The 14,278-nt window shown below is 40.8% G+C and carries 10 protein-coding genes and 1 pseudogene; 9 read left to right on the plus strand and 2 right to left on the minus strand.

The features are described 5' to 3' along the window. Position 1: 1 nt before the first annotated feature. From ABJE44_RS15835 to ABJE44_RS15865, 7 genes and pseudogenes are all read left to right on the plus strand, one after another. A complete protein-coding gene (locus ABJE44_RS15835; protein ID WP_348111012.1) occupies positions 2-1,579 on the plus strand; it encodes a bifunctional hydroxymethylpyrimidine kinase/phosphomethylpyrimidine kinase in 1,578 nt (525 codons plus the stop codon). Further along, positions 1,576-2,439 carry a HesA/MoeB/ThiF family protein gene (locus ABJE44_RS15840; protein WP_348111013.1) on the plus strand — a complete coding sequence of 288 codons (864 nt, stop codon included), beginning with the start codon at positions 1,576-1,578 and terminating at the stop codon, positions 2,437-2,439. The genes ABJE44_RS15835 and ABJE44_RS15840 overlap by 4 nt, the downstream gene beginning before the upstream one ends. Next, positions 2,436-2,651 carry a sulfur carrier protein ThiS gene (gene thiS / locus ABJE44_RS15845; RefSeq protein ID WP_348111014.1) on the plus strand — a complete coding sequence of 72 codons (216 nt, stop codon included), beginning with the start codon at positions 2,436-2,438 and terminating at the stop codon, positions 2,649-2,651. Before ABJE44_RS15840 ends, thiS begins: the two co-directional genes overlap by 4 nt. 3 nt (positions 2,652-2,654) lie before the next feature. After that, positions 2,655-3,425 (plus strand): thiazole synthase, encoded by a 771-nt coding sequence (locus ABJE44_RS15850; RefSeq protein ID WP_348111015.1) that lies wholly within the window; start codon positions 2,655-2,657, stop codon positions 3,423-3,425. Beyond that, on the plus strand, positions 3,412-4,530 hold the full coding sequence (gene thiH, locus ABJE44_RS15855; RefSeq protein ID WP_348111016.1) for a 2-iminoacetate synthase ThiH: 1,119 nt from the start codon (positions 3,412-3,414) through the stop codon (positions 4,528-4,530). Before ABJE44_RS15850 ends, thiH begins: the two co-directional genes overlap by 14 nt. 110 nt (positions 4,531-4,640) lie before the next feature. Further along, on the plus strand, positions 4,641-7,469 hold the full coding sequence (uvrA, locus tag ABJE44_RS15860; RefSeq protein ID WP_348111017.1) for an excinuclease ABC subunit UvrA: 2,829 nt from the start codon (positions 4,641-4,643) through the stop codon (positions 7,467-7,469). Positions 7,470-7,485: 16 nt separating this feature from the next. Further along, positions 7,486-7,880 (plus strand): annotated as a pseudogene (locus tag ABJE44_RS15865) (thioesterase family protein). Positions 7,881-7,995: 115 nt separating this feature from the next. On the opposite strand, the gene ABJE44_RS15870 reads toward ABJE44_RS15865, so the two are convergent. Together ABJE44_RS15870 and ABJE44_RS15875 are read right to left on the minus strand one after the other, a co-directional pair. Beyond that, positions 7,996-9,615 carry a methyl-accepting chemotaxis protein gene (locus ABJE44_RS15870; protein ID WP_348111018.1) on the minus strand — a complete coding sequence of 540 codons (1,620 nt, stop codon included), beginning with the start codon at positions 9,613-9,615 and terminating at the stop codon, positions 7,996-7,998. Between the two features lie 133 nt (positions 9,616-9,748). Then, positions 9,749-10,207, minus strand: a complete 459-nt coding sequence (locus ABJE44_RS15875) for a DUF3299 domain-containing protein (RefSeq protein ID WP_348111019.1) — start codon at positions 10,205-10,207, stop codon at positions 9,749-9,751. 395 nt (positions 10,208-10,602) lie between these two features. Here ABJE44_RS15875 and ABJE44_RS15880 point away from each other — a divergent pair, with 395 nt between their 5' ends. Both ABJE44_RS15880 and ABJE44_RS15885 read left to right on the plus strand, forming a co-directional pair. Further along, positions 10,603-12,453 carry a DUF885 domain-containing protein gene (locus tag ABJE44_RS15880; RefSeq protein WP_348111020.1) on the plus strand — a complete coding sequence of 617 codons (1,851 nt, stop codon included), beginning with the start codon at positions 10,603-10,605 and terminating at the stop codon, positions 12,451-12,453. A gap of 218 nt (positions 12,454-12,671) precedes the next feature. Continuing rightward, a complete protein-coding gene (locus tag ABJE44_RS15885; protein ID WP_348111021.1) occupies positions 12,672-14,258 on the plus strand; it encodes a methyl-accepting chemotaxis protein in 1,587 nt (528 codons plus the stop codon). Positions 14,259-14,278 lie beyond the last annotated feature (20 nt).

The raw sequence follows: 14,278 nt of genomic DNA on the forward strand, positions 1-14,278 counted from the left end.
AATGAGTAATGATAAGGGGTCAGTAAACTCTGATCCTAATCGGCCCGTTGTTTGGAGTATAGCTGCTTCAGACAGTGGCGGTGGGGCGGGTATTCAGGCTGATAGTTTAACTATTCAAGATTTGGGTGGGCATGCTTGTAATATAGTCACAGCTATAACAGCACAAAACTCTCAAAGAGTAGTCGAGTTAGAGGCTGTTTCCACAAGCATGCTGACCCAACAGTTAAATTGTTTACTTGAGGATATGCCGCCAAAAGCCATCAAAATTGGCGTGTTAGCTAATGCAGAGCAAGTTAAATTAGTGCGGGATTGGTTAGCTAAAACCTTAGCGAGCTACAAGAAAAAACATGGTGTTGAGATCCCCATTATTTGGGACCCGGTCATGGTGGCTAGCAGTGGCCAAGAATTATTGAGTGAAAACCAGATAATACCAGCAGATCTATATTTAAGCTTGGCGAAGCAAGTCACTTTGCTAACGCCAAACCTACAGGAATTGCAGACCCTAACTAGTGGTAATCATAACCAAGGTAATGGTGACCACGGAACTTTGGTTAATTTGAGCCAGTTAATCAACACCAATATCTTACAGACTGGGGGGGATAATCAAAGCTCATTGTCTGTGGATTGGCTTGCGGCCCATAATATTGCTCATACATCTTTGTACCACCAAGAGCAGTTGTTTGGCTTCAAAGCCAGCTCAGTGGATACCTTTCATAACCATGGTACAGGGTGCACCTTATCTTCAGCGATAGCCACGGCCATGGCATTAGGTCATCCGTTATTAGACGCTATTGTAATCGCCAAAGCATATGTGCATCGAGGTCTTGAGTGTAGCTTTGGATTGGGCAAAGGCCCTGGTGTGTTAGCCCGTAATGGCTGGCCCAATGATATGCGCTATTTTCCTGAAATCATTATGCCTGAATACCCTAAATTAGCAGTTAATAGTCAGTTAGTGTTTGCCAAGGTAAGTCAACCTTTACAGGTGTATACGGTCACTCAATCGCTAGATGTGTTGGAGCAAGTTTTAATAGCAGGTGCACACACTGTACAGTTACGAATAAAAAAACCTAAGAATGTAGAGCAATTAGAGCAAGATATTCAGCGGGCAGTGGTTCTTGGTGAAAAATATCAGGCTCAGGTTTTTATTAATGATCATTGGCAACTTGCGATTAAACACTGTGCGTTTGGTGTGCATTTAGGCCAAGAAGACATATTGCAAGCAGACCTAACCCAAATTGCTGCTGCAGGTTTGGCATTAGGCTTGTCCTCTCATGGATACTTCGAAATGTTATTAGTGCAGCAATTATCGCCAAGCTATTTAGCCATAGGCCATATCTTTGCTACACCCACCAAAGCAATGCCTTCGCAGCCGCAAGGGCTAGTAAAACTAGCGCGATACTGTCGGTTACTTAAAGGTCGTTTACCTCTTGTGGCGATTGGAGGGATTAACCAAGATAACCTTGCTCAAGTAAAAGAGACGCAAGTAGACGATATTGCAGTTGTTAGAGGTATTGAACTAGCCGCTGAACCCGGTAGAAGTTGGCAAGCATTACAACAAACATGGCAGGCATTAATATGACGTTCGCCACAACTGACACTCTAACTAAGCAGCAATTTATTCAGTACTACAGGCAAATACTCTTGCCTGAGGTAGAAGAGCTGGGCCAGCAAAAATTGCTTAATCAACACCTTATTATTATTGGCGTGGGAGGGTTAGGTACTCATGTGGCGCAACAACTTACGGCAGCTGGCATTGGCCACTTATATTTAGTTGATGACGACAAAATTGAAAGCTCTAACTTACCTAGGCAAATATTATTTAACCCAGAGTCTATCGGGCAATACAAAGTCAGCCATGCTGCTGCAGAACTTATAAAGTTAAATCCTGACGTAAAGGTTACTGCTTACGCGGAACGTTTCAGCAAGGACTTTTCTGAAAGCTTATTTGCAGGTAACTCTGCCCTGAAACAAGCCTATGAAGATGAAAGATTAATATTACTTGATTGCTCAGACAATATGCCAACTAGGCAGTTGCTTAATCATTGGTGTGCACGCCATTTTATTCCACTAGTAAGTGCGTCAGTTAGCGCTTTTTCTGGGCAACTTATGCTGATTGATGGCAAAAATACGCCTGAAGCAGGTTGTTACCAATGCGTGTTTTCAAGTTTAGATACACAACAAAATTGTCAGAGTATGGGCGTGCTAGGCACTGCAGTATCTTTGGTTGCAAGTATGCAAGCACTTACTGCAATGAAGCTAGTCTTAAACATAGGAGCCGTAGACAAGTATTTACATATTTTTGATGGTGTAGCTATGTCTTGGCATAAGGTTATGAGACACAGGGATGTAAAGTGCCCAGTTTGCAGAGACTGGCCCGAATCAAACAAAACTGAGTCTATGCACAACGTGGCGCTAACCTCTGGGGAGACAAAATTATGATAAATGTTGTAGTAAATAGCCAAGATCACCGCGTACCTGAAAACAGCAATTTGTTAATGACTTTACAGTTATTAGCAGAATCTCAATCATTAGACCTGAGTAATATAGCAGTAGCACTTAACCAACATATTGTGCCCAAAAGCCAATGGGCGGAGATGCTTTGTCAGCATGGTGATCAGATTGATTTGTTTAATGCTGTGGCTGGAGGATAGAAGATGTTAACCATTGCTAATCATCAATTTTCATCTCGTTTATTTAGCGGCACAGGGAAGTTTTCTAACAGTGATACTATGCTAGATGCGTTGCGAGCTTCTGGTACAGAGCTAGTAACTTTAGCCGTTAAACGTGTGGATTTAAAGCTGCGTACCGACAATTTGATGAAACCTTTAAGCGACTTAGGCGTAAAGTTACTGCCCAATACCTCTGGCGCTCGCAATGGCAAAGAAGCGATATTTGCAGCCCAGTTAGCTCAAGAAATGTTTGCGACAAACTGGGTTAAATTAGAAATACACCCCGACCCTAAGTATTTAATGCCGGATCCAATCGAGACCCTAATCGCCGCGGAAGCCTTAGTTAAATTAGGGTTTGTGGTATTGCCATATGTTCATGCGGATCCCGTTTTGTGTCACCGTTTAGAAGAAGTAGGCTGCGCGGCGGTTATGCCTTTAGCTAGCCCGATTGGCAGTAATCAGGGGTTACTCACAAAAGAATTCTTGCGAATTATTATTGAACAGGCACGGGTGCCGGTAGTGATTGATGCTGGAATCGGTTGCCCATCTGATGCAAGCGCCGCCATGGAAATGGGTGCAGATGCGGTGTTAGTTAATACCGCTATTGCTTCTAGCCCACAACCTGTGGCCATGGCTAAATGTTTTCAACAAGCAGTTATTACAGGTAGAGCGGCTTATCAAGCAGGGTTTGGGCAAGTGTCTTGTCAGGCTAATCATACTAGTCCACTCACGGGGTTTTTAAATGGCCTTAGTTAACAACTTTTCTGAAGTGTTTGCAGCAATAGACCGTGAGCACTTACGTTTGTCTATGTACAGCTGTACCGCTGCAGATGTAGAGCGAGCATTATTGCATCCAACCGCTAATGTTGAGGCATTAATGGCTTTGTTATCGCCAGCCGCTGAGCCTTATTTAGAACAAATGGCACAGCGTTCAATGCAGATCACTCAAAAGCGTTTTGGGCACAATATTAGTTTATTTGTTCCCATGTATTTATCTAACTTGTGTGCCAATGAGTGTGACTACTGTGGTTTTACTATGAGTAATAAAATCAAACGGAAAATCCTCAATTCACAGGAAATAGGTAATGAAATTGCAATATTAAAATACCGAGGCTTTGATTCTATTTTACTAGTGTCAGGTGAGCATGAAACTAAGGTGGGGGCAGATTACTTTGCCAAGGTTGTACCACAAATAAAGCAACAGTTCAGTTACCTAGCGTTAGAGGTGCAACCATTAGCCACTGATGAATATACAAAATTAGTGGGCTTAGGTTTAGATGCTGTCATGTTGTATCAAGAAACCTATGCCCCTGTTACCTATGCAAAACATCATACCCGGGGTAAGAAGCAAGATTTTCAATATAGGTTAAATAGCCCTGACCGATTAGGCCAAGCTGGCATTGATAAGACGGGCTTGGGGGTGTTACTTGGTTTAGATGATTGGCGCTTAGATGCTTTGTTGATGGGATATCATTTAAGTTATTTAGAGAATCGGTATTGGCGCAGTAAATACAGTATTTCATTGCCACGACTGCGCCCCTGTACTGGTGGTATAGAGCCTAACTCTCCAATTTCAGATAAAGGGTTAGTGCAAGTTATCTGTGCTTTTCGATTGTTTAGCGAGCAGCTTGAAATCAGTTTATCTACCAGAGAGCGCAGTGAATTTCGTGATAATTTGATGCCCTTAGGTATTACTCATATGAGTGCAAGCAGCTCTACTCAACCGGGAGGGTATGCCAACCCGGATACTCAATTAGACCAATTTGAAATCAGCGATGAACGTTCGGTATTACAAGTTGTAGCGGCGATAGAAAATAGCGGTTATACCTCTGTTTTTAAGGATTGGGAAGCAAATTGGTAGTATATCTTTGTTGAGTTGCAAGCAATTAACTTGCTTCATTAGGTTAATGTCCATAGAGCTAGTTTACAGATTGTGTAATACTTCTTCTTTTGCGGCGCATCTGGTAACCAATGGATAGAATAGAAGTACGTGGGGCTCGAACTCACAATCTGAAGAACATTAATTTAGATATTCCCAGAGACAAGCTGACAGTTATCACTGGTTTGTCTGGCTCAGGTAAGTCTTCTCTGGCTTTTGATACCTTGTATGCAGAAGGGCAAAGGCGTTATGTAGAATCTTTATCGGCCTATGCTCGTCAGTTTTTATCTATGATGGAAAAACCCGATGTTGACCACATCGAAGGGTTGTCACCCGCTATTTCTATTGAGCAAAAATCCACATCCCATAACCCACGTTCAACCGTAGGTACCATTACCGAAATATATGATTATCTAAGATTGTTATATGCCCGTGTAGGTGAGCCTAGGTGTCCGGAACATCATGTTCCTTTAGATGCACAAACGGTAAGCCAAATGGTAGACCGTGTACTAGACATGCCTGCAGATACTAAATTAATGTTGCTAGGCCCAGTGGTGCAAGACAGAAAAGGTGAGCACGTAAAAACCCTAGAGAACCTAGCCGCACAAGGTTTTATTCGGGCCCGAATCGATGGCAATGTGTGTGATTTGTCTGATCCCCCTGAGCTAGATTTACATAAAAAACACACTATTGAAGTAGTGGTTGACCGCTTTAAGGTGCGTGAAGATTTAAAATTACGCCTATCCGAGTCATTTGAAACTGCACTAGGTTTGTCTGGTGGCACCGCAAAAGTGGCTTATATGGATGAGCCTGAAAAAGATGAATTAGTATTTTCTTCAAACTTTGCCTGTCCACATTGTGGTTACAGTATGGCGGAACTTGAGCCAAGGCTGTTTTCGTTTAATAACCCAGCTGGAGCTTGCCAAAGCTGTGATGGTTTGGGAACTAGGCAATTCTTTGACCCCCATCGCATAATTGCCAATGAAGAAATTAGCTTATCTGGTGGTGCCATTCGGGGTTGGGATAAGCGCAGTTATTATTATTTTCAAATGTTACAAGCCGTAGCGGACCATTATGATTTTGATTTGACTGTACCTTTTGGTGAGTTAGATGAAGCGGCCCGAGACATTGTTTTACATGGTAGCAAGGGCACATCTCTTAAGTTTAAATATATTAATGACCGTGGCGACATTATGGAGCGCAAACATCCTTTCGAAGGGATTATTCCGAATATGGAAAGGCGCTATAAAGAGACTGAATCTAATGCAGTCCGTGAAGAGTTATCAAAATACTTAAGCCAGCAACCTTGCTCTAGTTGTTCAGGCTCTCGTTTAAGATTAGAAGCGCGGAATGTATTTATTGCTGATACCCCATTGAACCTAGTCTCTGACTTATCGATTGCAGAAGCTTTAGACTTTTTCTCTAATTTAACCTTAACGGGGCAGCGAGAGAAAATAGCTGAAAAAATCTTTAAAGAAATCAACGACAGGTTGAGCTTTTTAGTGAATGTTGGTTTGAATTATTTATCCTTGTCTCGCAGTGCAGATACTCTATCTGGCGGCGAAGCTCAGCGGATTCGCTTAGCGAGTCAAATCGGTGCTGGACTAGTGGGCGTGATGTATGTGCTTGATGAACCATCAATTGGGCTGCATCAAAGGGATAACGAACGTTTACTAAAAACCCTTATTCACCTTCGTGATTTAGGTAATACAGTGCTGGTGGTAGAGCATGATGAAGATGCTATTCGAGCCGCGGACTTTGTTCTTGATATTGGCCCAGGTGCTGGTGTTCATGGGGGAGAAATTGTCGCCCAAGGAACAATAGATGACATAAAAAACAGTGAGCATTCACTAACGGGTAAATACCTTTCTGGCCGAGAAAAAATTGAAGTCCCAACAAAGCGAGGTTCGGTTGCTGACGACAAATGGTTAGAGTTAAAAGGCGCGTCGGGTAATAATCTACAAGATGTGACTTTTAGAGCACCAATAGGTTTAATGACTTGTGTTACTGGGGTCTCTGGCTCAGGAAAGTCAACGCTAATAAATGATACCTTCTATAAAATTGCCCATCGTGACTTAAATGGCGCTACAACGGGTGAACCGTCTCCTTATACCTCAATAACGGGTATGGAGATGTTGGATAAAGTGGTGGATATAGACCAAAGTCCAATTGGGCGTACTCCACGTTCTAATCCGGCCACTTATGCAGGTATTTTCACTCCAGTACGAGAATTATTTGCTGGTACCCAAGAAGCGAGGTCTCGGGGTTATAAAGCTGGGCGCTTTAGCTTCAATGTTAAAGGTGGTCGCTGTGAAGCTTGCCAAGGTGATGGTGTAATCAAAGTCGAAATGCACTTTTTGCCAGATGTTTATGTACCTTGCGATATTTGTAAAGGCAAGAGATACAACCGCGAGACTTTAGAAATTCAATACAAAGGCTTGAATATTCATCAAGTCTTAGAAATGACCATAGAAGAAGCCCGTCCTTTCTTCGATGTCATCCCTGCAATTGCAAGGAAACTTCAAACCTTAATGGATGTGGGCTTGTCATACGTACGTTTGGGCCAGGCTGCTACTACTTTGTCGGGTGGTGAAGCTCAGCGGGTCAAATTAGCGAAAGAGTTGTCGAAGCGTGATACCGGACAAACCTTATATATTTTGGATGAGCCAACTACTGGTTTGCATTTTCACGATATTAAACAGCTTTTAGAAGTGCTACATAGGTTGCGAGATCATGGTAATACAGTTGTGGTTATTGAACATAACTTAGATGTGGTAAAAACTGCTGACTGGGTGGTTGATTTAGGCCCTGAAGGTGGCTCGGGTGGTGGTCAAATAATTGCGCAAGGAACGCCTGAACAAGTAGCTGAAGTTGAAGGCTCACATACCGCAAGATTCCTAAAACCTTTACTAAATAATTAGAGTGTAAGGGGCGAGTATGTATTTAGAGGAGTTTAATGTTCGATTTTACGAAACTGATGCATTAGCTCATGTTAGTAATACTGTACTCGCTGGCTGGTTTGAAGCCGCACGAGAACCTATTTTTAGATTGTTTACTCCAGAACTAGATTTAAGAAATTGGCCTCTGATTTTAGCCACTTACAAGATGGATTTTTTACAGCAAATTTTTATGGCCATAAAGTTGAAGTTAGAACCACCATTTGTAGGATAGGGAGTAGTGCGTTTGATGTTCACCAAGAACTATGGCAAAACCAAAATAAATGCGCAGTAGGGGTCACCACTTTAGTTCATTTTGATTTTAAGACAAATAAGTCAAAACCTATTTCAACAGACATAGTCGAAGCATTACAAAAGCATCTGAAAGAAGCTTAAGCTTCTTAGCATTAGAAGGTATCGATGAATTCACTTTGGTGGCAGGGTGATTCGTAACTTTATAAGACCTTTATCAAAAAACTTGATTGTTTTTTGATAAGGGCTAGCACGATATCTATACTTTAAATTGTGTGGCTATGCCTTCTAAGTGCTTCGCTAGTTGAGCTAGCTCGCCACTTGCCGAGCCAATCTCTTTAGAGCTTGTCGCAATTTCTTCCGTTTTCTGGTGAATTTCATCAACATTTGAGCTGATGGTTTGTGCCACTGCCTGTTGGTCCCCTGTAGAGAGCGCTATTTGATCATTCATATTAGTAATACGGCTAATAGTATCAGTAATAACCGTTAAGCTAGCCCCCGCTGTATTTGCAGTCTCAACACTAGTAGTGGCTCGCTCGGTCCCTTTTGCCATAGCACTCACCGCTGAACGAGCCGCATCTTGTAACTGCTCAATTGTGCTTTGAATTTGTTCAGTCGATTGTTGGGTTCTAGAAGCTAGGGTTCTTACTTCATCTGCGACAACGGCAAACCCTCGTCCTTGTTCGCCGGCTCTGGCGGCTTCAATTGCGGCGTTTAATGCAAGTAAGTTAGTTTGTTCTGCAATACCTTTTATCACATCAAGCACCACACCCACTTGATTAGAGTCTGCTTCAAGCTTACTAATTACTTCTGCTGTTTCTTCAACATTAGTTGCTAATTCTTGAATACTCATAACCGTGTTATTGACAACGTCTTGCCCGTCGTTAGCTGCAGTTGATGCATCTCCTGCTGCCGTAGCGGCTTCCGCGGCGCTCGATGCCACTGCACTAACACTATTTGTCATATCATCTACAGCTTCTTTAGCTTGTGAAGCTGAGCGTTGTTGTACAAAAATGGTTTGATTAGTGTCTTCTGTTAGTTTATTCAGATTTTGGGCTAATTGTGACAACGGTAAGGTAGAGTCAACTATGTCTTTCACTACCCCCTGAAGCTTTACCATAAATTGGTTAAACCAGTTAACTAAATCGCCTATTTCGTCTTTATTTTTCGAGTTGAGTCTAACCGTTAAGTCGCCATCACCTTGGGCAATATCTTTTAATGAACTCACCACTTCTACTATGCTGCCTTTTATACCGTTTACTATTGGAATTGCCGTTGCGAATAGCAACACTATGGTAAATAGGGCTAAAATGAAGCCAATTAAAATCATGGATTCACCGTTTGAGCTAGCTTCTTGTATGTCAGTTTGAAATGAGTTGACTCTGGCATCCTTGAACGATGTTAAGCCTTTGAATGCACTGTCATAACTGTTGTTCATCTTAGTCGACATTTCGCCTAGTTTAGAGTAATCAGCTGTGCCATCAATCATAGACTTAGATACTGTGAACGCTATCTCATAGTATTCATTAAACGAGTTGAGTATTTTGCTGATTTCTGAACTGAGAATAGGGTCAATTGATTTGATATCTTGCAGTAGTTTTTTGGTTTCAGAAGCAAAAGTCTGAGCATTACTTAAGGTATCTTCATCAGCGGTAGTCACCGCACTTGTTAATGCTTCTTTGACTTTTTCCATTTTCACCAAGGCAGTTTTGGATAAGTCAACTGAAGGATATTCAACCTCAATCACGTTCTCTAAAATTTTTACGTTGTTTAACGCATTGGCGGTTGTAATGCCCAAATATAAAATAAAAGCTACCGTTCCTATAATAGGAATAAGAAACAACTTTTGTGCAATAGACATGTTTTTTAAAAAGCTCATATTTTATCCTTGTAAGTTTACGCACCTCGTTTTTAGCCGTGCGCTCGCTTATTATTAACTAATATTGATGCTATTTAATATAGTAACCAATAAACTTAAGTGCGAATCATTAATTAGATTTTTTTCATAAATATTAATCATATACGTCAATATTTAGACCTTGTAACGTATATCCAACAGTGGCTAAATCACCCTGCCAAGTACTCGTTGATAAGGTTCCTGTTACCCAAACCGCGTCATATAAGTTGTTTATCGACACATCTTTAGAAAACTTCACATAAACAATTTGATTAGGTGGCGGGGGGGGGACATGTACGCAGGCACCAAAGTAGGGTACTAACAAAAATTCTGTTATTTTTTCATTATCTCCTTCTAGCGGCACCACGAACCCAGGTATTTTAACCAGCTTTCCGTTTAGTTCTGGCACTATGGGCGCGTCAAGGTTTTGCTGTTGCATACTATTACTATGAGCAAGTGGAATATCAGACGCAACATAGTCTTTAGGGATCATATCTTCCCAATACAATTCTAATGGCGCGCCAAAACTCATTTGAGTTATCAGCAGTAATATTGAAGTAAATAATTTATACATTTTATAGTGTGTACATATGTGTTTTGTTGTTTGCCTATGATAAAGGGTTTTTAACAAGCTTGTTACTTATGATGCATGGTATATCTGGGGTGTAAATTAATAATCATAGTGAATATACTGCAAACTTAGCCGAATATAAAATACCATGCTTTGAGACACTAGTGATATTAACCTTTAGTAGAGTCGCCTAATGAAAAGCCCGCTAATTACATACAACTGTATGCGTGTTTAATAATATTTATGTCATTGACTCTTGGGACAACTTTATATTGTCTATTAACTCTGTTTAGCTGCTTATAGTCAATACTCACTTTAAATACCTTCTAGCGATGCTGTCTTAAAAGCTATATTCTCAGATTTAAAAGAACAGAATAAAAATATGACAGGAAAACATAATGATGACTAGATTAAAATTAATCCCCTTAAGTATGCTAACTATCGCAATATCTGCGTGTTCTCCACAGCCCAGTGAGCAAACAGAGAAACCAATTGGACAAGCCGCGCAAAACGTCGTACAAACTGAGTCTGAAAAATTAGCTCAATACTTTGCGGATATGTTTGAACAAGATTTAAAACGCTCACCCATAACGCAGAGCTATTTAGGTTATAAATGGGATTACGATAAATGGAATGATATATCCGATGCCCATCAAGGTGAGACGATTGCTATTCAAAAGGCACGCCTAGCTGCTTTACAAAAATTTGATACAAGTCAACTGACTGAGCAAGAGAAGTTAAGCATTGATGTCGCTATAACTGATATTCAGCGCCGTTTAGCGAATGATAAATTTCGTGACCACACATACATAATGCATCAGTTCAGAGCCTATCACACCATTGTGCCTAGCTTTTTGATTAATATTCACAGAATCAAAAGCATAGATGACGCTGAGGCCTATGTGGCTAGGTTGAATAATGTAAAACCTCTATTTACTCAAGTGATTCAGCAAATGAAAAAACGTCAAGAGTTAGGAGTGTTTCCACCTAAGTGGGCTTACGATCAGATGATCCAAGCGTCTCATAATGTGATTAGCGGCAATCCATTCGAAGAGTCACCAGAAAACTCAACTATTTGGGATGATTTCATCACTAAAGTGGATGCATTAGGGCTAACTAATATGGAGACTGTTGGTTTAATAGCCGAGGCTAGAGAGGCTATTGAAGAGTCTGTTTTACCAGCGTATAGAGAGCTCATTGATGAGTTAAAAATTCAACAAAGACTCACTCCTGAAGGAGATGGAGTATGGCGTTTACCTGATGGCGAGAAGTGGTATAAAAACCGGTTAGAGTGGTTTACGACCACAGATTTAAATGCTGAGCAAGTTCATCAAATTGGTTTAGAAAATGTTGAACGCATTCACAACGCAATGAAAGTCATCAAGCAAAAAGTGGGCTTTGAAGGAGACTTAGCAGCATTTTTTGAGTTTATGCGTACCGACGAGCAGTTTTATTATCCTGCTACTGATGAAGGTCGTGCTCGTTATATGGAAGAGGCCAAAGCCTTAATTGATACCATGGAAGAAAAAGTGCCTGAATACTTCGGGTTAACGCCAAAAGCGCGAATGCAGGTAAAGCGTGTTGAAGCTTTTAGAGAAAAGTCTGCAGGTAAGGCTTTTTATCAAAGTCCTTCTAAAGATGGTTCACGACCGGGTACTTATTATGCAAACCTTTACAACATGAAGGATATGCCGACTTATCAAATGGAGGCCTTGGCTTATCATGAAGGTATTCCTGGCCATCATATGCAGCGCTCAATTGCTCAAGAGCTAGAGGGAATTCCAGAATTTCAAAAATATGTGAGCTTTACTGCGTATACAGAGGGGTGGGGCTTATATACTGAAGAGTTAGCCAAGGATATGGGGTTTTATGAAAATCCTTACTCAGACTTTGGGCGTTTGGCCATGGAATTATGGCGAGCCTGTCGTTTAGTGGTAGATACAGGAATTCATGCTAAAAAATGGAGTCGCGACCAAGCCATTGATTATTTAATTAAAAATACCCCTAACCCTGAAAATGACTCTGTTAAAGCCATTGAGCGGTATATCGCCATGCCCGGGCAAGCTACGGCTTATATGATTGGTAAGTTGAAGATTATGGAGTTGCGAACGAAGGCAAAAGACAGTCTAGGAGACAAGTTTGATATTCGTGGTTTCCATGATGAAGTGTTAAAAGACGGGCCGGTACCTCTGAATATTTTAGAGAGCAAAATCAATAATTGGATCGAGCAACAGAAAAACTTAATTTAATATAAACCTTAGTGTTAGTCGTAACCTAACTGATGCCGTTTACTGTGAGTGAACGGCATTTTTTTTGAAAATATCATGTTGGGAAATTCACGTATACTCGCTTACATTATCTTGTAGGGTTTATTCCCAAGTAGTACTTGTAATACCGACCTTAGTCTTATTGACCAAATTGAAGAGTTAGCCAATGCTTTAAGCAAATATTTTCTCGGAAAATTTGTATGAAACGCCTACTACTGCTTTTTTGTTTTTTTCCTTATCATTGCGCTTCTGCTAGTCCTCAAGTGACAGATGTAGGCTACGGGATGTCCAGTATTATTTTGGCGTTTACAGTTGGTTTGTTACTTGCCTCTATGGGTTTTTTAGCGATTAAATTCATTTCGAAAAAGCAGCACTTACCCCAGTTAAATAAGGATGCAGTAAGCGAAATAGGTGAGTTACACTCTCGGGCTGCTTTGGTCGGCTCGACAGTCGGAAAAATAGCTATCGGTGGGGCCAATGTCTCACACTTTATTGACAAACTTTCGATATTATTTGGTGAACAAGTTACTCAAACGGAACAAGCTCTTAAGGATATCCAAAGCCTAGAAAGTGCAAATGAGTCATTAATATTACAAGCTGATCTAGCTATGGAGAAGATTGGTGCTTCAGATGATATGGCCTCAAATAGCAATGCCATGCTAAAAGATTTAATACCTAAACAGTCATCTTTGAACGAGCAAATTTCTTTATCAAAAACCTTACTCAATGGCTTACTAACTCAAGCTGCATCAATTGGAAATATCATTACAACCGTAAACCAATTAGCCGATCAAACTAATTTGTTGGCTCTAAATGCAGCGATAGAAGCCGCCAGAGCTGGGGAGCAAGGACGAGGCTTTGCAGTAGTGGCTGATGAGGTTAGAGTGCTAGCTAAGCGAACCTCAGAAGCAATAAGTGGCATTGAAAATGTTTTGTCTGAAATAACCTCTGGCACCTCTGAATCCGCTAAAACTATTAATTTGGTTTATAGTGAAGGCCAGAGTATGTCACAGGTGATAGAGGATGTTTCTGAATCGATTGAGGCTAGCACTTTATCAACCAGTGAAGCGAGCGATGCTATGAAAACTGTGAAAATCACAGTGGATGGGCAAAAACAAACTAATCAGGGAATAACCGATACCATGAAGCAACTGCTGCAAACTTCACAAGCTTTTCAGCATGATTTTTCAGATGTTTCTAATAAGGTATTAGGTTTAAGCCACCATACTGAAAATATTTTTAGACTACTTAGCGTATTTGATTTTGAGAACAGGAACACTTATGTACAAGAAATTGCAGAGCAAACTGCGTTAAAAATTGGGCGAGTGTTTGAACAAGCGATTGCGAATAATGAGATTACCGAATCCGCACTTTTTGATTTATCTTATTTAGAAATACCAGATACGAATCCAACTAAATTTACCACCAAATTCGATACCTTCACCGATAGGTATCTGCCAGACATTCAGGAACCCATTTTAGTTAAAGATGATTTTATAGTGTTTGCTGGTGCTGTAGATAAAAATGGTTATTTTCCCACCCACAATAAAAAGTTTAGCCAACCTTTAACTGGAAATTATAAGAAAGATTTAGTTTCTAATCGTACTAAACGGATATTTGACGATTATACAGGTAGTCGTTGTGGTTCAAATACTCAACGCTTTTTACTGCAAACCTACAAGCGAGATACTGGCGAAGTGGTGCACGACCTTTCGGCTCCAATATATGTAAAAGGCCGACATTGGGGTGGGTTTAGAATAGGCTATATGGCTGAAGTATTCTCATAGCTTTGCCTAAAAATCAAAAC

It is taken from the genome of Paraglaciecola sp. (assembly GCF_039942875.1).
Lineage (GTDB): Bacteria > Pseudomonadota > Gammaproteobacteria > Enterobacterales > Alteromonadaceae > Paraglaciecola.

What these genes read in the sequence shown, in the direction of transcription:
- ABJE44_RS15875 (WP_348111019.1), bottom strand. Translation starts at nt 10,207, where the DNA reads ATGTATAAATTATTTACTTCAATATTACTGCTGATAACTCAAATGAGT.
- uvrA (WP_348111017.1), top strand. Translation starts at nt 4,641, where the DNA reads ATGGATAGAATAGAAGTACGTGGGGCTCGAACTCACAATCTGAAGAAC.
- ABJE44_RS15885 (WP_348111021.1), top strand. Translation starts at nt 12,672, where the DNA reads ATGAAACGCCTACTACTGCTTTTTTGTTTTTTTCCTTATCATTGCGCT.
- ABJE44_RS15835 (WP_348111012.1), top strand. Translation starts at nt 2, where the DNA reads ATGAGTAATGATAAGGGGTCAGTAAACTCTGATCCTAATCGGCCCGTT.
- ABJE44_RS15880 (WP_348111020.1), top strand. Translation starts at nt 10,603, where the DNA reads ATGATGACTAGATTAAAATTAATCCCCTTAAGTATGCTAACTATCGCA.
- ABJE44_RS15840 (WP_348111013.1), top strand. Translation starts at nt 1,576, where the DNA reads ATGACGTTCGCCACAACTGACACTCTAACTAAGCAGCAATTTATTCAG.
- ABJE44_RS15870 (WP_348111018.1), bottom strand. Translation starts at nt 9,615, where the DNA reads ATGAGCTTTTTAAAAAACATGTCTATTGCACAAAAGTTGTTTCTTATT.
- ABJE44_RS15850 (WP_348111015.1), top strand. Translation starts at nt 2,655, where the DNA reads ATGTTAACCATTGCTAATCATCAATTTTCATCTCGTTTATTTAGCGGC.
- thiS (WP_348111014.1), top strand. Translation starts at nt 2,436, where the DNA reads ATGATAAATGTTGTAGTAAATAGCCAAGATCACCGCGTACCTGAAAAC.
- thiH (WP_348111016.1), top strand. Translation starts at nt 3,412, where the DNA reads ATGGCCTTAGTTAACAACTTTTCTGAAGTGTTTGCAGCAATAGACCGT.